This is a genomic window from Mycobacterium sp. pUA109, assembly GCF_041287095.1.
Lineage (GTDB): Bacteria > Actinomycetota > Actinomycetes > Mycobacteriales > Mycobacteriaceae > Mycobacterium.
In genome coordinates this window covers 184,817-201,584 of sequence record NZ_JBGGKS010000010.1, presented here as the reverse complement: position 1 = coordinate 201,584, position 16,768 = coordinate 184,817, and the positions used below count along the sequence as shown (strand labels likewise).

The window sequence follows — 16,768 nt, the reverse complement described above, 5'->3', positions numbered from 1 at the left end:
CTACGTAGAGACGAGGACCGGGGCACAGCCCCCCAACCCCTTGACAAAAACCCCTTACGAAGGTGTCCCCGGTCGACACACCGAGCGCGCGGCCGGATTTGCGCACGCTCGCGCGGGCTAGTCGCGGGGTGTGGCCTCGCCGTCGTCGGGCTTGTTCAGGCCGTCTAGCAGGGTTTGGGACTGGTGTTGGGCCGCGGCGCGGCGCCGCTCCTCCTCGGCGGCCAACTGCACCACGGTGCGCGACCACACCACCCGAGCCCAGTGGAACGTCAACACCACGACCGTGATCCACGCCACGACCAGGCCCACCCCGGGCCCCGGCTGACCCTCGGCGACCGTCTGCCGCGACCACACCGCCAACAGCCCCAGCGCGCTGGCCACCGCCGAACCGGCCAGCGCGACCCAAGCCACCGCCCAGCGCCGGGTCAGCAACGCCAGCATCGAGAATCCGACGCCGAACACCAGCGCCAGCCAGCTGAACAGCCGCGACGGCAGCGCCACCGCGGCCGCGCTGGCGTCGTCGCTGCCGAACAACAGATCCCAGCCGCGGACGTGACCGGTGTGCGGCAAGACGAACGAACCCAGCAGCACGAACACCAGGATGGCGACCACCAACGCCCTTGCGCCGGGGTCGATTTCACGGGCGACGCGGCGTTCCGCGGCCTCGATGTCGGCTTTGTACGCGTCGAATGCGTCGCCGGTCATTGGCTGCACCCCAACGGTTCGGCGCTCGGGGCCGGCCGTCCCACCGCGGGCATGCCCAGCCCGACGCCGCGCGGCCCCGACCCGTGCGCGTCCCCGGCCCGGGTGCGACGGTGGCTCAGCAGCGGCCCGTCGGCGAGCAGATGGTGCGGGGCGGCGTCGGTGACCACGGTGGTGACGATGTCGCCCGGACGCACCTGCTGGCCACCCGGGCTGAAGTGCACCAGTCTGCCGTCGCGGGCCCGGCCGCTCATCCGCGCGGTGGCCTCGTCCTTGCGGCCCTCCCCCACGGCGACCAGCAGTTCCACCGTCCGCCCGACCTGCGCCCGGTTTTCCTCCAGGGAGATCTGCTCCTGCAGTTCGATCAGCCGGTCGTAGCGCTCCTGCACCACAGCTTTGGGCACCTGGCCATCGAGGTCGGCGGCCGGGGTGCCGGGGCGTTTGGAGTACTGGAAGGTGAACGCCGCCGAGAACCGGGCCCGCCGGACGACGTCGAGGGTGGCCGCGAAGTCCTCCTCGGTCTCGCCGGGAAAACCGACGATCAAATCGGTGGTGATCGCGGCGTGCGGGATGGCCGCACGGACCCGGTCGATGATGCCCAGGTAGCGCTCGGCACGGTAGGAGCGCCGCATGGCCCGCAGCACGCGATCCGAGCCGGACTGCAGCGGCATATGCAGCGCCGGGCACACGTTCGCCGTCTCCGCCATCGCGTCGATGACGTCGTCGGTGAACTCGGCCGGATGCGGTGAGGTGAACCGGACCCGCTCCAGCCCGTCGATGCGTCCACAGGCGCGCAGCAGATCGGCGAAGGCGCCGCGGTCGCGGGGCTGGGCCGGGTCGGCGAACGAGACGCCGTAGGCGTTGACGTTTTGGCCCAGCAGGGTGATTTCCAGCACACCGGTGTCCGCCAGGGCCTGCGCCTCGGCGAGGATGTCGGCCGGACTGCGGTCGACCTCTTTGCCGCGCAGCGCCGGGACGATGCAGAAAGTGCAGGTGTTGTTGCAGCCCACCGAGATGGAAACCCAGGCGGCGTAAGCGGATTCGCGGGCCGCGGGCAGCGCCGAAGGGAACTCCTGCAGCGCGTCGAGGATTTCCACCTGGGCGGTCTGGTTGTGCTTGGCCCGCTCCAGCAGGGTGGGCAGCGACCCGATGTTGTGGGTGCCGAAGACGACGTCGACCCACGGCGCCTTGCGCAGCACCGCGTCCCGGTCTTTTTGGGCCAGGCAGCCGCCCACCGCGATCTGCATGTCCGGGTTGTCGCGTTTGCGCGGCGCCAGGTGGCTGAGGTTGCCGTACAGCTTGTTGTCGGCGTTTTCCCGCACCGCACAGGTGTTGAACACCACCACATCCGCGTCGGTGTCCGCGGCTGCGCGCCGGTAGCCGGCGGCCTCCAACAGACCCGCAAGCCGTTCGGAATCGTGGACGTTCATCTGACAGCCGTAGGTGCGCACCTGATAGGTGCGCACCGCCACGTCCGTCGTCGATGTCACGCGCCCATGGTACGGCGGCGTGGTAGGGCGGTGCTGGCCGGATTAGTGCGCCCATCGGTGCGCCCGCCCATCGGTGCGCCCAGATTGACGGCAGCGCGGAAAACGTCGAGAACGAACCTCGCCACCGTCGACCTCGGCGGTAGCGGGCCGGGTGGGTCTAGAGTCAGATCAGATTGCAACGGATCAGATTGCAGCGGACAGGAGAGTCTCATGGCCTTCAACGCAAAGGACGCGGTCGCCGTGGCCCGAGACATCGCGACGCACGCCGTCCAAAAGGCCTCGGACATCGTCGAAGATGCCAGCCACATCATTAAAGGCGACGTCGGCGAGGGGACCAGCGCCATCGTCTCGGACTCCATCTCCATCGGCACCTATGCGGTCGACCGCGTCAGGGAAGCCTTCACCGGCAACGGCGACGACGCCGAGCTCGAAGACGCCGAGGACTAGACCGGTCGGCGCAGCCGTCGTCGCGAGCGGCAACGGAGGCCCCAGCGGGTGAGCGCCGAACACACCTACCGCGCCCGCTGTCGGTGGACGGGTTCGACCGGGCCGGGATACCAGCACTATCAGCGTGAACACGCGGCCAGCGCCGCCCCGGCGCAGGACTCGCTGACCCTATCCGCCGACCAAGCGTTCCTGGGTCGGGCCGATCACCTCAACCCGGAGCAGCTGGTGGTGATGGCCGCCGCCTCCTGTCAGTTGCTGACCTTCCTCGCGGTGGCGGCGCGGGCACGAGTTGACGTGCTGAGCTACGACGACGACGCGGTGGGCGTCATGCCCGAGGACGATCACCCGGTCCGGCTCACCCGGATCACGCTGCGGCCGCGCATCGTGGTGGCGCCGGGCCCCACCGTCGACCAAATCCGCCACCTGGTGCAGGTGGCCCACCGCCAGTGCTACATCGCCAACTCGCTGCGCACGCAAATCGAGGTTCGTCCCCAGGTGGAGTACGCGAGCCCCTGAGCTTCGCCGACTGACCCATGCCGATGGGCGCGACCTTCACCCCGGTCGGCGACGGCTAGGTGCGCCGCCGCTCCAACTCCAGCGCCAGCTCGGTGCTGACCACGCCGTAGGCCATCGACTGGTGGTAACCGCGGCGGGCCAGCATCGCCACCAGACGACGGGCCACCTTCGTCTCGTCCCCGTCGAGTTTCTCCCGCCGCAGCTTGGCCCGAACCAGTTGCTCGGCCCGGTCCCGCTCGGCACCGGCGTCGAGGTCGTTGAGCGCCGCAGCGATCACCTCGTCGTCGACACCCTTGGTGCGCAACTCGGCGGCCAACGCGCGCTTGCCCTTTCCGGCGCGCTCTCGGCGGGACCGTACCCACTGCTCGGCGAAATCGGCGTCGTCGATCAATCCCACCGCGGCCAACCGATCCAGCACCCGGACGCTGACCTCGTCGGGGTAGCCGCGTTTGGTCAGCTGACCGGCGAGCTCGGCTCGGGTCCGCGCCCGCGCGGTGAGCAGACGCAGGCACAACGCCCGCGCCTGCTCCTCACGCTTCGGCTCAGAAGTCGACGGGGGCGGGCAGGGCGCTGTCATCGGTCAGATCATCGGTCACCACGGCGCCGATGCCGAGCTTTTCTTTGATCTTCTTCTCGATCTCGTTGGCCACATCAACGTTCTCCAACAAGAAGTTGCGGGCATTCTCCTTGCCCTGCCCCAGCTGCTCGCCCTCGTAGGTGTACCAGGAGCCGGACTTGCGGATAAAGCCCTGATCCACCCCCATGTCGATCAACGACCCCTCGCGGCTGATGCCCTTGCCGTAGAGGATGTCGAACTCGGCTTGTTTGAACGGTGGGCTGACCTTGTTCTTCACCACCTTGCAACGCGTGCGGTTACCGACCGCGTCGGTGCCGTCCTTGAGCGTCTCGATGCGGCGCACGTCCAGCCGAACCGAAGCGTAGAACTTCAACGCCTTTCCGCCCGTGGTGGTTTCAGGCGAGTTGTGCACCATCACCCCGTCGGCAAAGTAGTTGTGTGATCCTTCGACCTCGATGTCGAAGCGGTCCATCTTCTGATAGTCCGTCTTCGACTCGATCTCGGTGACACGCGCCGGCATCAGCTGCATCGTTGGTTCTACGAACTGCGGTGTCACCGCACCCCGGCCACGGAAACGTGGCAGCAGCTTGTACTCCATCGACGGAGCCATATACGGCGCCACCAGCTCCTGGAACTTTGCAGATGCCGCAGTGGAGAACTGCAGTACTGCCTTGCCGGCCTTTCCTGGATGCCGCAATCTCACATCCAATCCATGAGTGTCATGCAAATAGTTACATAGCCGCTCTTGTGTTCCTTCGGTCATGGCTTCAACGCAGATCTCGATCCGCCCGCTGCCGCCCTCAGTCCGCTGCTGTAGCCCCTTGGAGCGCAACGTGAAGCCGCCGTCGTCCATGTACCAGATGGCCAGCGCCAGCGGGGTGAGTGCTTTGAGGTACTCCTCGGAAAGGAACTTCTTGCCATCGCCGAGATAAACGGCGCTTCGCAATTCGTGCAGTTCCGCTAGCGGGGTGAAGTCCGCAAATACTGCGCCCTTGTCATTGGCGGTACGGCAGTGCGGAATGTTCGCCAACAGGGCTACCTTCCAGTCCAGGTATTCCGACTGCTTCGCCCCGTGTCCCATGCGGAGCCGTGCACTCTCGGAATCATGCCGAACTGGCAGGGACAGGCAACCATCGCCCATTAGCGATCCCAGCACAACCTCCCACTGCTGGTCGCTGAGCAGGCTCGGTTGCGCCAACATCACACGATCACCAACATTGATGTCTTCGGCTTCACGCCAGCCGCCCGGCGTCCGGATGAGGTGATTCCGCGTCATAGCCAAACTAGCGTGACCGCGTCCCGTCCCGCTCCCAGGTCGATCGACCTTGAAATGCAGGAACTCTTCGGCCTTTCCGTTGTTGAACCAATTAATCACTTTGCGTGGAACGATGCGACCGGACTCGAAGTCGTAGGACAGGACTTCGACGTCCATCTTCTGATTCACGATCTTGCCGAGCTTCTCAGTAGACCCGTCGGCCAGAGTGACATTGGTGTACCAGGACCCACACCCGAACATGACGCCGATTTTTTCCCGCAGCTGGTTGATGAAGATCGCCGTGGTGCCCGAATTATTCAGCGCACCAGTCATTTTCCGCAGGGCTTGGCTCATCAGCCGGGCCTGTAGACCGACGTGGCTGTCCCCCATCTCGCCTTCGATCTCCGCGCGTGGCACCAGCGCGGCCACCGAGTCGATGACCAGGATGTCCAGCGCGCCGGAGCGGATCAGCGTGTCGGCGATCTCCAGCGCCTGTTCCCCGGTATCGGGCTGGGACACCAGCAGCGCGTCGGTGTCCACCCCGAGCTTCTTGGCGTAGTCGGGATCCAGGGCGTGCTCGGCGTCGATGAACGCCGCGATCCCGCCGGCGGCCTGGGCGTTAGCCACCGCATGCAGCGCGACGGTGGTCTTACCCGAGGACTCCGGGCCGTAGATCTCCACGATGCGGCCGCGCGGCAGGCCGCCGATGCCCAGCGCCACGTCCAGGGCGATCGACCCGGTCGGGATGACCGAGATTGGCTGACGCACCTCGTCGCCAAGGCGCATCACCGAGCCTTTGCCGTGACTCTTCTCGATCTGGGCCATCGCCAGTTCGAGAGCTTTCTCGCGATCCGGGGCTTGCGGCATGGTATTTCTCCTGTAGTTCGGTGTTCGGTTGACCGGATTCGGTCGCTTGGCCGCGACGCTAGCGACAGGGTCTGACAAGTCGTCCTGTCGCGGCATCGCGCCCGTCGAACACACCCCACATTAGGCGAACGGGTGTTCGATTCAAGTCAGACACGCCGCGTGTCGGCGGGCAGCTTTGTTCAGGCGCCAGGCGTCGGAGGCGTGGCGCGGCGCCGGATGTCGTCGAGGCTGGTACGCAGCGCCTGCCACACCACAGCGAGGCTGGCAGCGGCCGGAAGCCCACCGGAAATCGTGCCCGGCTCGTCGACCAGATCGCCGAGCGCAATGACCGCGGCGCGCGCCACCTCGACCATGCCGGGGTCCTGGACCACAACGGTGACCCGGTCGTCGGCGACACGGATGTGCATGCGATGACGCCCCGCCTCAGCGGATCCCTGCAAACCCCCAGCCGGCGGTGTAACCGCGGCCAGGTCGAGCACGGCCGCGCGCACCCTCGACAGGTCCCCCACCCGGGCAGCGAGGATCTGCGCGCCCAGGCCGTCAGGTTCGCCCAGCAGCCCCAGCAACATGTGCTCGGTGCCGATGTAGGAGTGTCCCACCTCGAAGGACTCGGTCAGGCTGCGCTGCAACGCGCTCTTGGCGTGCGGCGTGAACGGGATGTGGCCGCCGATCGGCTTCTCGCCGGTGCCGACCCGGTCGATGATCTCCCGCCGCACCGCGTCCGCGGTGACGCCGAGCGTGGCCAACGCCCGGCTAGCCGGCTGGTCGGGGATGGCGAGCAGTCCCATCAGGAAGTGCTCCGTTCCGAGGTGGTCGTGCCTCAGTTCACCAACCACTTCGTTGGACAGCACCACCGCGCGGCGCGCCGCGTCGGTGAATCGCTCGAACACGCTCCCATCATGCGCGAGCGGTGACCGCTATCGGGCTGGATCCGCCGTGCTGGTTGACTCGTCGCAGCGGAGCGTCGCCAACCTCACCACTGCTCGCGGGGGACGTCGAAGTCGGAGCACAGCGCCCACCACACGTCGCGGGGCTCCACGCCCTCCTCAATCGCCTGTGCGGCGGTGCGTCCATCGAAGCCGTTCAGCACGTGATCGGCCAGCACCGAGGCGCCGTAGGCGGCGCCGAACCGTAGCGTTACCCGTTCGTGGAATTCCGTCAGACGCACCCAACCAACCTACCCAGCGCCCACCAGCGCCTCGTGACACACCCGGACCGGGTCGGCCACCGCGTCGGCGCTAGCGGCGGCCCGGCGCGCCGCCTCGCCGTAGCGCGGCAACGACAGCACTGCGTTCACCGCGGCCACCAGCGCGTCGGCGGTCAGCGGCCGCACCAGCCGCCCGCTGCCCTGGCGCACCACGCGGTTGGCCAACTCCCACTGGTCCCCGCCGCCGGGAACCACCACCAGCGGCACCCCGGCCAACAGCGTTTTGGTCACCATGCCGTGCCCGCCGCCGCACACCACCACATCGGCGCGTCTCAGCAGGTCGTCTTGGCGGCCCAGCCCGACCGTCGCCCACGGCGGCACCGTCAGGTCGGGGCCGTTGAGCCGGGACACCACCACCCGCGCACCGTCCGGCAGCCCGACCCCGGGCGCCAGGCAGTCCAACGCCACCTGGGCCATGCCGCGGGTGCCGGTCAACGCGGTGGACGGCGCGACCATCACCACCGGCCCATCGCCCGGCGGAACCGGCAGCACCTGCTCGGTCGGTTCGAAATGCAGTGGGCCGACCACGACGGCCTCGGCCGGCCAGTCCGGGCGGGGCACCTCCAGCGCGGGCAGCGTGGCGATCAGCCGGCGCAGCGGACCGGGGTCGCGGGCCGGTAGCCCGATCTCGGCGCGCACCGCCGCCCGCTGCCGCAGCCCGGCCCGCCACGACCGCGCCGTCAGCGCTCGCATGACCGCGTCGCGCAGTCGGCCGCGCAGCCCGGTGCCCGGGGCCAACCCACTGCCGATCGGGGGGAGCCCCTTCGACGGCAGGTACAGCGGATGCGGGTTGAGTTCGACCCACGGGATGCCCAGCAGTTCGGCGGCCATGCCGCCGCAGGCGGTGATCACGTCGGAGACCACCAGGTCCGGTGCCAACGCCCGAAGCCGGTCGAGGTTTTCCACCGCCATCCGGGCGGCCCGCTGGTGAATTTTGGCGCCGGCGTCGGCATCGTCGTCGGCGGCGGTGGGATCCAGCCCGGCCAGCTCGGTGGCGTCGATCCCGGCCGCGGCGGCGATGGCCAGCCATTCGACCCCGGTGAGCAGGGTCGCGGTGTCGCCGGCGGCCTGGAAGCGTTGGCACAGTGCGATCGCGGGAAACGAGTGCCCGGGGTCGGGTCCGGCGATCACGACGACACGCATCGCCCTACCGTGCCATAGCCCAACGGTTCTAGGCTGACAGGTATGACCGAACCAACCGCTGAGCTGACGTCCGTTGACAACATCCGCACCGTCGAGACCTTCCTGAACGCGCTGCAGGACGAGGACTTCGTTACGGCAGACGCCACCTTGGCCGACGACCTGGTGTACCAGAACGTCGGGTTGCCGACCATCCGCGGCCGCAGCACCACGATGCGGCTGTTCCGTCGGATGGAGGGCCGCGCCGGGTTCGAGGTGAAAATCCACCGCATCGCCGCCGACGGCGACGCCGTCCTCACCGAACGCACCGATGCGCTGCTGATCGGGCCACTGCGGTTGCAGTTCTGGGTGTGCGGCGTGTTCGAGGTCCACGACGGCCGCATCACGCTGTGGCGGGACTATTTCGATTTCTACGACATGTTCAAGGCGACGGCGCGGGCGGTGGCGGCCACCGTGTTCCCGTCGCTGCGGCCCACGTTCTAAGGGGCCGCACACGATGGGCACCGACAGGGTGCGCACCAAACCCAATCCGCTGCAGTACATCCGGTACTGCTACGGGCGGCAGCTGCCCGATTCGATGCGGGACTGGGTCCGCAACGATCTGACCGGCAAGGGCGCCACCGCCCGAATGATGCTGCGCGCCGCGGTCCCGACCCTGTTGGTGCTGGCCCCGCTGTGGCTGCTGCCGGGCCCGTTTTACGTGCACCTGGAAATCAGCGCGCCGATTTTCATCGCGCTGGTGTATTTCTCGCACGCCCTCAACAAGGTGTGGCGTCGGCACATGCTGCGCGTGCACGGTTTCGACCCCGACCTGGTCGATGAACGGACCCGCGAACGCGACGCCCACCTACACCGGGCGTATATCGAACGCTACGGCCCCCGACCCGGGGATTAACCGCGCTTAGCGCAGGGGACGGAGTTCGTCGAAGGCTTGCGCCCAGCCGAGCAGGCGGTCGGTCGCGCCGACCAGCTCCTCGCGGTAGTGCTGCCGGGCCATCGGCGAGTGCGCCGGGGAAGCCGCCCCTCCCCCGTTGGCCGACGCCACCAACTGTGCTGCGGCGGTCACCATTTCGTTGTACTGACGCACGCCGGCGCTGAGCTGCGCGGTGAACGCGTTGATGGTGGGCACCAGATACGCCCGGGAATCGGCGGTGCAGCTCACCGTCTGCTCCATCGACACCACCTCGGCGGCGGTGGCCGCCATGGTGGCCGCCGTCCGGTTGGCCGCCGCGCTCAGATCCCGAATCTCCTCGGCGGGCAACATGTTCCCCCGCTCCATCACGCCCAGCAGCGAAAACATGCCCCGTTCGGAGGCGCCCAGCGCCGACATGACCGGCCGCGCCGCCGAACCGGGCGGCGGGAGCCGACGGATGGTGGCGGGCCGCTGCGCCGGCAGCGGCAGCGACCGCAGCCACCGGTACCGCAGCAACAGCAGCGTCGCCGGGATCGCCGCACCCGCCGCGACCAAGCCGGTGATCAACAGCACCCACGCCGGCGTGCTCCACGACGCCAGCACCGCGGTCACCAAGATCCAGAACAGGCAGCCGGCCCCGCAGACCAACCCCCAGCGCAGCGCGCGGCGGCGTTGCCGCAGCCGGCGCGCCCGCGGGTCGATGGCGGCGCTGATCCGCTGCACCAGCACATCGGATAACCGGTAGGCCGAATCCCAACCGCGCTGCAGCACGGCGCGCCACTGACTGATGTGCGCCACGCGCTGACTCGCCGCCATCTCCGGACCCCGCCGTCGCTACTGCTGGCCGAGCGGCGTCTCGGGTGCGGCCCCGGCCTGCGGGGCGGCCGGGGTGACCGGGGCGGCCGGGGCGGCCGCGTCGCCGGCGGGCAGCGCCTCACCGCGCATCGACGCGCGGATCTGCTCCAGCCGCGAGTGACCGGCCATCTGCACGCTGGCCTGCTGCACCTCGATCATCCGGCCCTGCACCGAGCCCTGCGCGAGTTCGGTGGCGCCGATCGCGTTGGCGTAGCGGCGCTCAATCTTGTCGCGGACCTCGTCGAGGCTGGGGGTGGTGCCCGGCGCGGCGAGCTCACTCATCGACCGCAGCGACGCGCTGACCTGTTCCTGCATCTTGGCCTGCTCAAGCTGGCTGAGCAGCTTGGTGCGTTCGGCGATCTTCTGCTGCAACACCATCGCGTTCTGCTCGACGGCCTTTTTGGCCTGACCGGCGGCGGCCAGCGCCTGGTCGTGCAGGGCTTTGAGGTCCTCCACGCTCTGCTCGGCGGTCACCAGCTGGGCGGCGAACGCCTCGGCGGCGTTGTTGTATTCGGTGGCTTTGGCGGCGTCCCCGGCGGCGGTCGCCTGGTCCGCCAGCGTCAGCGCCTGACGCACATTGACTTGCAGCTTCTCCACGTCGGCCAGCTGCCGGTTGAGCCGCATCTCGAGTTGGCGCTGATTGCCGATCACCTGGGCCGCCTGCTGGGTCAGCGCCTGATGCTGACGCTGCGCTTCCTCAATGGCCTGCTGAATCTGAATCTTCGGGTCGGCGTGCTCGTCGATCTTCGCGTTGAACAGCGCCATCACGTATTTCCACGCCTTGACGAACGGGTTGGCCATGAGTGAGCTCCGCCTTCGTTTGGTTGCTTGCCTGCTGCCCAATTTATCGGTTACCGGGGACAGACCGCAGCCTTGTCGCCCCGGCGGGTGCGATCAGGCCAGCGCCAGCGCCGCCGCGGGCGGAATGACGACCTTGGTGCTGACATCGATGTTGGCGGTGCCGGCCGCACTGGCTGCCGGTTCGGTGCGCGCCAGCGCGGCGCTGGCGTCGGTGAGCACCGTCGACAACGGCACCTCCAGGGCGGTGCAGATCGCGCTCAGCAGCTCACTGGAGGCCTCTTTGCGGCCCCGCTCGACCTCGGACAGGTAACCCAGGCTCACCCGCGCCGAATCCGACACTTCACGCAGTGTGCGGCCCTGCGATGTCCGGTTCCGGCGCAGCACGTCGCCGATCACCTCGCGCAGCAATGCCGTCATCATGCTCTCCCTCAAGTCGCGGTCCCTAGCTGTGCAACGCGGGCGGCGTCCGGCGGGTTCCCGGGCGCGTCGCCGTCACGTCCGCGCGACGAGCGCGTGCAGCCGGTTGATCGACTCGCGCACCGCCGCGACGCGGATGTCCCAGCGGGTGCCGCCGAACGCGCACTCCACCACCTCGGCGTCGACCGGCCCGGCCAGCCCCAGGAACACGGTGCCCACCGGGTGCCCGCCGTGCGGTTCGGGGCCGGCCACCCCGGTCAGCCCCACCCCCCAGGTGGCCGCGCAGCGTTGCCGCGCGCCGACGGCCAGCGCACGGGCGGTGGGAGCGGCGACCGGGCCGACCGCGTCGAGCACCTGGGGCGCGACCCCGGCCAGGCTGACCTTGGTGTCTTCGGTGTAGGTGACCAGCCCGCCGCGCAGCACCGCGCTGGCGCCGGCCACCCCGGCCAGCGTCGCCGACAGCAGCCCCGCGGTCAGCGACTCCGCGGTGGCCACGGTTTGCCGACGAATCGTCAGGTCCGCGACCAGGGCGCGGGCCTCCTCAGTGATCAGCGGGTCGTCCACGCACATCCCTCACCGCGGACAGGACGTAGTCCACGCCGGTGACCACGGTCAACACGATCGCGGCGGCCATCACCACCCAGGCCATGGTCAGCCACGAACCCGATAGCGGCAGCACGAACAGCCCGATCGCGACCGCCTGCACCAGGGTCTTGAGTTTGCCGCCCCGGCTGGCCGGGATGACGCCGCGACGCAATACCGCGAACCGCAGCACGGTGATCCCCACCTCGCGGGCCAGGATCAGCACCGTCACCCACCAGGGCAGATCGCCCAGCATCGACAGCCCGATCAGCGCCGCGCCGATCAGGGTCTTGTCGGCGATCGGATCGGCCAGCGCCCCGAACTCGGTCACCATGCCGTAGTTGCGGGCCAGCGCCCCGTCGAATCGGTCGGTGATGACCGCGACAGCGAAGATCACGAACGCGCCGATCCGGCTCGCCGTTTCGTGGCCGTCCCCGGCAAACAAGACCAGCAGGAAAACCGGGACCAGCACCAGCCGCAGACCGGTCAGCAGGTTGGCCAGATTCGCCACGCGGACACGCGTCACCACCGGATCGGTTTGCGGCTGCCCTGGCACGGCAAACAGAATATCGGTTGTTCAGTCCGACCTCGGTAACCGATACTCTGCACCCGTGAACGCAGCGGGCGGTCCACCCGCCTCTCCGCCGCTGGTGCGGCGCGCACGAACCTCCGATGTCCCGGCGATCAAGCGGCTGGTGGATACCTACGCCGGGAAGATTTTGCTGGAAAAAAACCTGGTGACGCTGTATGAGGCGGTTCAGGAGTTCTGGGTGGCCGAACACGACGGCCAGGTGGTCGGCTGCGGCGCGTTGCACGTGCTGTGGTCGGATCTGGGCGAGGTGCGCACCATCGCGGTCGAGCCGGGGATGACGGGCCGCGGGGTCGGCCACGCGATCGTGCACCGGCTGCTGGCGGTGGCCCGCGACCTGCAGCTGCAGCGGCTGTTCGTGTTGACGTTCGAAACCGAGTTCTTCGCCCGGCACGGGTTCACCGAGATCGACGGCACCCCGGTCAGCCCGGAGGTGTTCGAGGAGATGCGCCGCTCCTATGACCTCGGGGTCGCCGAATTCCTGGACCTCAGTTACGTCAAACCCAACACCTTGGGCAACACCCGCATGCTGCTCCGGCTCTAGCGTCGGCACAGAGACGGCCGCGGTCAGCCGGGAACCGGCCACACCGCCGAACGTGCGCTGGTGGCGAGATTTCCCGGCAATATCCGCCGCCAGTGCACGTTCGGCGCTGCCAGGTGTCTCACGGTCGCGACGGCAGCGAGGACAGAAACGGCGTGAGGATGTCCACCGGCAGCGGAAACACCACCGTCGAGTTCTGGTCGGCGCCCAACTCCAGCAGCGTCTGCAAATAGCGCAACTGCAGCGACGCGGGGTTTTTGGACAGCGTCTCGGCGGCCTGGGTCAGTTCCTCGGAGGCCTGCAGTTCACCGCGGGCGTTGATCACCTTGGCCCGGCGTTCCCGTTCGGCCTCGGCTTCCCGTGCCATCGCCCGTTGCATCGACTCGGGGATCTCGACGTCCTTGATCTCCACCACCCGGACCTGCACCCCCCACGGCTCGGTCTGCTTTTCGATGATGGTGCGCAGGTCGCTGTTGAGGTCTTCGCGATGCGCCAGCAGGGTATCCAGGTCGGCGCGGCCCAGCAGTGACCGCAGCGTGGTCTGGGCGATCTGCGAGGTCGCCACCGCGTAGTTCTCCACCGCCAGAATCGCTTTCAGCGGATCCATCACCTGAAACATCACCACCGCGTTGACCCGGGCCGGCACGTTGTCCCGGGTGATCACCTCCTGCGGCGGAATGGTCAACGTCACCACCCGCTGATCCACCCGGATCATCTTGTCCACCAACGGGATCAGAACACGCATCCCCGGCCGGTACAGCGGGCGGGCATGGCCCATCCGGAACACCACACCCCGCTCGTATTCGCGCAGCACCGTCAGGGAAAAGAACGCCAACACCGCCAGGGCTGCGATCGCCACCAGCACCCAGACCACCACCGAGGTCACCGTGTCTTCTCCCCTGCCTTGGCGTCCTTGTCCGCCCAGCCCCACCGCGTCGAGTACCGATCGATCGCGGCGGCCACCTGATCCTCCAACCCGGTGCGGTGCGGCAGGTGCTCGGGCGCGTTGGACGGAGTGTTCCACAGGTGCCGGGCCAGCGGCAGCCCGGCCAGCACCACCACCGCGGCCGCCCCGCCCAACACCAACACGTCGGCCACCGAGTGGCTGCCGAAAAGCATCGCCAGCGGCATCACCACCCCGAGCGCGGCCACGAAACAGGCGATGCCGCGGTGAAACCGGCCCGCTTCGGAATGCGGCCACGGGTCCACCTCGCGGCTGATCTCACGCCCGTGCTCGGAGCTGGTGCAGGTCGACTTGACCGGGCAGCTGTTGCACACCGTCGGCGACGCCCGGTACCGCATCACCCGATGCGCGGGGTCGAACGACGTGGGCCACAACCACTGGTCCTGCGGGCAAACCCAGGCGTCGTGGTCGGCGTGGTAGACGAATTCGCCGGTGCGCCACCGCGCGGCGCGCGCCGACACCCGCCGGGCCATCACGTCGAAGCCCCAGGCGATTGCGACCAGGACCAGGGCGTAGCCGGCGGCTAGCCATACCGACGCGGCGGGTGCGGTCATCGTCACTCCTGCGAGGTGGCCGGTTGCGGCGCCACTTCGGTGTACAGGGGGTTTTCCGGCAGCTCGTCGGCGGCCGGCCGCGCGCGCAGGTTGCGGATCGCCGTCCACGCGATCCAGACGAACGGCAGCACCCCGCCGATGATCAACAGCAGGTCGCCCGGCAGTCGCATCCACTCCAGCACCGAGTTACCCGGGCGGGTCAGATAACCCAGCGACCGCGCCTCGTAATAGCCGTCGTTGACCGAGTGGTACAGCTGCAGCACCCCCAGCGGCAGCAGGGTGGCGAACACCATCCAGGCCAGCCCCAGGTTCATGCACCAGAACGACACCCGGGCCCACTTCTCCGGCCACTTGTCGGCCGGGATGGCGTAGCGGAACGCGAACATCGCCAGCCCGACCGCCAGCATCCCGTAGACCCCCATCATCGCGCCGTGCGCGTGGTTGGCCGTCAACGCGGTGCCGATCTGGTAGTAGGACACCACCGGCAGGTTGATCAGGAACCCGAAGATCCCGGCGCCCAGGAAGTTCCAGAACCCGACCGCGACCAAAAACATCACCGCCCAGCGGTGCGGGAACGGCTTGTCGTGGCTTTGTTGCCGCGAACCCAGCTGCAAAAACGCCCACGCCTCCACGGTCAAGAAGGTCAACGGGATGACCTCGGCCGCCGAGAAGAACGCGCCCAGCGCCATGTGTTCCACCGGGGTTCCGGAGAAGTACAGGTGGTGCATGGTGCCGATGACACCGCCGGCCGAATACAAGATGACGTCGAGGAAGATCACCCCGAGCGCCACCTTGGGGCGTACCACCCCCAGCAGCACGAAGATGTAGGCCACCATGACGGTGGTGAACAGCTCCAGGAAGTCTTCGACCCACAGGTGCACCACCCAGAACCGCCAGAAGTCGGCGACCGAGAAGTGGGTGTCGCTGCCGGCGAGCAGGCCGACGGCGTAAAACGCCGGGATGGCCAGGCCGGTGAAGAAGAACAGCCACGGCAGGTTCATCTTCGATTCGGTGCGCAGCGTGCCGCGCATCCCCCGCCAGATGATCGCGATCCACAAGAACAGCCCGACGACCAGCAGGATCTGCCACAGCCGGGGCAGGTCCAGGTACTCCCACTGCTGGGAGAACAGGCTGCCCTTATCGATCACGCCGTAGATGGACAGCGCCTCGGACAGCAGCGACCCGGCCACCACCACCACGAGCGCCCCCAGCAGGGCGTAGACCAGCCAATGCTGCCGCCGCGGTTCGCGTCGGGTGATGAACGGCACCAGGAAGATGCCGCCGGCTAAGAACGCGGCGGCGGTCCACAACAGCGACAGCTGCAGGTGCCAGGTGCGGGCCAGGTTGTAGGGCAGCACCCGAGCCAAATCGATGCCGTAGAACGCCGACAGGTCGGCGCGGTAGTGCTCAACGGCCCCGCCCATCAGGGTCTGCACCAAAAACAGCAGCGACACCACCGCGAACATCCAGATCGCGCCGCGTTGCGCCCGGGTCAGCGCCACCTCGCCGGGTTGGCGGAACGACAGCGCCGTGGTTTCGCTGCCGTGCCAGCCCACCTTCTGGCTCCAGCGGCCGTAGATGGCGAACATCACCCCGGTACCGCCGAGCAGCACCACCAGCGACAGCACCGACCACACCACCAGCTGCGCGGTCGGCCCGTTGTCGACCCGCTGCTCCGACGGCCAGTTGTTGGTGTAGCTGTAGCTGTGGCCGGGCCGTTCGGCGGCGCCCGCCCACGCCGTCCAGGCGAAGAACGCGGTCAGGTCGTGGATCTGCGCCGGGTCGGTGATCATCTTGGGCAGCAGCCCGTATTTGGTGGAGTTCTCGCCGAAATAGGCCGCGTAATGTTTTTGAATGTCGTCGAATGCTTTGGCCTGCTGATCGGTGAACGTCAGCGTCTTGGCGAGCGGGTCATACCGATTGGTCCGGAACTGTTTGACCACCGCGTCGTGCACGTCGGCGACCCCCTGCCCGCGCAGCTGATCGCCGACGTTATCGGTGGCCATCCGCAAATAGTCCGCGGTGTAATCGGGTCCCAGGTAGGCGCCGTGACCCAGCACCGACCCGTACTGCATCAGGCCGCGGGCCTGGAAGAGTTCTTGACCGCGGGTGATGTCGTCGCCGGTGAACAGCACCTGGCCGGATTGGCTAACCACTTTCTGCGGCATCGGCATCGACGCGTGGTAGGTGCGATAGGCCAGGATTCCCATCACGGTGAAACCGAAGATCATGACGAGGGCCACGCCCTGCACCCAGCCCCTGCTGACCATCGCCGGTGCGGTTTTCTGATCGGGAGGTGTTGCCTCGGTTGTCATACCGATGACCCTTCTCTCGCATGGACCGATTTTCGG

Annotated in this window: 20 protein-coding genes; 5 read left to right on the top strand and 15 right to left on the bottom strand. The window is 68.1% G+C overall.

Annotated elements, in window-relative coordinates; all coding sequences use genetic code 11:
• Nucleotides 1-117: 117 nt before the first annotated feature.
• Nucleotides 118-705 (bottom strand): hypothetical protein, encoded by a 588-nt coding sequence (locus ACAG26_RS13915; RefSeq protein ID WP_370483088.1) that lies wholly within the window; start codon nt 703-705, stop codon nt 118-120.
• Nucleotides 702-2,192: a tRNA (N6-isopentenyl adenosine(37)-C2)-methylthiotransferase MiaB gene (miaB, locus tag ACAG26_RS13910; protein ID WP_370483086.1), complete on the bottom strand. Its 1,491-nt coding sequence runs from the start codon at nt 2,190-2,192 to the stop codon at nt 702-704. The genes ACAG26_RS13915 and miaB overlap by 4 nt, the downstream gene beginning before the upstream one ends.
• Nucleotides 2,193-2,402: 210 nt before the next feature.
• Between miaB and ACAG26_RS13905 the strand changes: the two genes are divergently transcribed.
• Both ACAG26_RS13905 and ACAG26_RS13900 read left to right on the top strand, forming a co-directional pair.
• Nucleotides 2,403-2,639, top strand: a complete 237-nt coding sequence (locus tag ACAG26_RS13905; RefSeq protein ID WP_370483084.1) for a hypothetical protein — start codon at nt 2,403-2,405, stop codon at nt 2,637-2,639.
• Nucleotides 2,640-2,687: 48 nt separating this feature from the next.
• On the top strand, nt 2,688-3,155 hold the full coding sequence (locus ACAG26_RS13900; RefSeq protein ID WP_370483081.1) for an OsmC family protein: 468 nt from the start codon (nt 2,688-2,690) through the stop codon (nt 3,153-3,155).
• A 55-nt stretch (nt 3,156-3,210) separates the two neighbouring features.
• On the opposite strand, the gene recX is transcribed toward ACAG26_RS13900, so the two are convergent.
• The 5 genes from recX to ACAG26_RS13875 form a co-directional block, all read right to left on the bottom strand.
• Nucleotides 3,211-3,732: a recombination regulator RecX gene (gene recX, locus ACAG26_RS13895; protein WP_370483080.1), complete on the bottom strand. Its 522-nt coding sequence runs from the start codon at nt 3,730-3,732 to the stop codon at nt 3,211-3,213.
• Entirely contained in the window at nt 3,698-5,854 is a 2,157-nt protein-coding gene (gene recA, locus ACAG26_RS13890; protein WP_370483078.1) for an intein-containing recombinase RecA, read from the bottom strand. Before recA ends, recX begins: the two co-directional genes overlap by 35 nt.
• Nucleotides 5,855-6,033: 179 nt before the next feature.
• A complete protein-coding gene (locus ACAG26_RS13885) occupies nt 6,034-6,744 on the bottom strand; it encodes a Clp protease N-terminal domain-containing protein (RefSeq protein WP_370483076.1) in 711 nt (236 codons plus the stop codon).
• 83 nt (nt 6,745-6,827) lie between these two features.
• The gene (locus ACAG26_RS13880; RefSeq protein WP_370483075.1) at nt 6,828-7,022 is read right to left on the bottom strand and encodes a DUF3046 domain-containing protein; all 195 of its coding nucleotides are present in this window, start codon (nt 7,020-7,022) and stop codon (nt 6,828-6,830) included.
• 9 nt (nt 7,023-7,031) lie between these two features.
• Nucleotides 7,032-8,204 carry a glycosyltransferase gene (locus ACAG26_RS13875; RefSeq protein ID WP_370483074.1) on the bottom strand — a complete coding sequence of 391 codons (1,173 nt, stop codon included), beginning with the start codon at nt 8,202-8,204 and terminating at the stop codon, nt 7,032-7,034.
• Nucleotides 8,205-8,246: 42 nt separating this feature from the next.
• Between ACAG26_RS13875 and ACAG26_RS13870 the strand changes: the two genes are divergently transcribed.
• Complete coding sequence (locus ACAG26_RS13870) at nt 8,247-8,684, top strand: limonene-1,2-epoxide hydrolase family protein (RefSeq protein WP_370483072.1); 438 nt, start codon at nt 8,247-8,249, stop codon at nt 8,682-8,684.
• 13 nt (nt 8,685-8,697) lie between these two features.
• Nucleotides 8,698-9,096, top strand: coding sequence for a DUF5313 domain-containing protein (locus ACAG26_RS13865; protein ID WP_370483071.1), 399 nt, complete (start codon nt 8,698-8,700; stop codon nt 9,094-9,096).
• A gap of 6 nt (nt 9,097-9,102) precedes the next feature.
• Here the strand turns inward: ACAG26_RS13865 and ACAG26_RS13860 are convergent, their stop codons facing one another.
• The 5 genes from ACAG26_RS13860 to pgsA form a co-directional block, all read right to left on the bottom strand.
• Nucleotides 9,103-9,930, bottom strand: coding sequence for a hypothetical protein (locus ACAG26_RS13860; protein WP_370483070.1), 828 nt, complete (start codon nt 9,928-9,930; stop codon nt 9,103-9,105).
• An 18-nt stretch (nt 9,931-9,948) separates the two neighbouring features.
• A complete protein-coding gene (gene pspA, locus ACAG26_RS13855; RefSeq protein ID WP_370483069.1) occupies nt 9,949-10,770 on the bottom strand; it encodes a phage shock protein PspA in 822 nt (273 codons plus the stop codon).
• A 93-nt stretch (nt 10,771-10,863) separates the two neighbouring features.
• A complete protein-coding gene (gene clgR / locus ACAG26_RS13850; protein ID WP_370483068.1) occupies nt 10,864-11,187 on the bottom strand; it encodes a transcriptional regulator ClgR in 324 nt (107 codons plus the stop codon).
• 75 nt (nt 11,188-11,262) lie between these two features.
• Nucleotides 11,263-11,751 (bottom strand): CinA family protein, encoded by a 489-nt coding sequence (locus tag ACAG26_RS13845; RefSeq protein WP_370483066.1) that lies wholly within the window; start codon nt 11,749-11,751, stop codon nt 11,263-11,265.
• The gene (gene pgsA, locus ACAG26_RS13840) at nt 11,729-12,325 is read right to left on the bottom strand and encodes a CDP-diacylglycerol--glycerol-3-phosphate 3-phosphatidyltransferase (protein ID WP_071021645.1); all 597 of its coding nucleotides are present in this window, start codon (nt 12,323-12,325) and stop codon (nt 11,729-11,731) included. Before pgsA ends, ACAG26_RS13845 begins: the two co-directional genes overlap by 23 nt.
• A 55-nt stretch (nt 12,326-12,380) precedes the next feature.
• On the opposite strand from pgsA, the gene ACAG26_RS13835 reads away from it, so the two are divergent.
• On the top strand, nt 12,381-12,902 hold the full coding sequence (locus tag ACAG26_RS13835) for an amino-acid N-acetyltransferase (protein ID WP_370483064.1): 522 nt from the start codon (nt 12,381-12,383) through the stop codon (nt 12,900-12,902).
• Between the two features lie 118 nt (nt 12,903-13,020).
• Here ACAG26_RS13835 and ACAG26_RS13830 read toward each other — a convergent pair whose 3' ends face one another.
• From ACAG26_RS13830 to ACAG26_RS13820, 3 genes are read right to left on the bottom strand one after another with little or no spacing between them, the layout of a single operon-like run.
• Complete coding sequence (locus tag ACAG26_RS13830; protein WP_370483063.1) at nt 13,021-13,785, bottom strand: slipin family protein; 765 nt, start codon at nt 13,783-13,785, stop codon at nt 13,021-13,023.
• The gene (locus tag ACAG26_RS13825) at nt 13,782-14,417 is read right to left on the bottom strand and encodes a hypothetical protein (RefSeq protein ID WP_370483062.1); all 636 of its coding nucleotides are present in this window, start codon (nt 14,415-14,417) and stop codon (nt 13,782-13,784) included. Before ACAG26_RS13825 ends, ACAG26_RS13830 begins: the two co-directional genes overlap by 4 nt.
• A 2-nt stretch (nt 14,418-14,419) precedes the next feature.
• Nucleotides 14,420-16,687, bottom strand: coding sequence for a nitric-oxide reductase large subunit (locus ACAG26_RS13820; RefSeq protein WP_370483102.1), 2,268 nt, complete (start codon nt 16,685-16,687; stop codon nt 14,420-14,422).
• Nucleotides 16,688-16,768 lie beyond the last annotated feature (81 nt).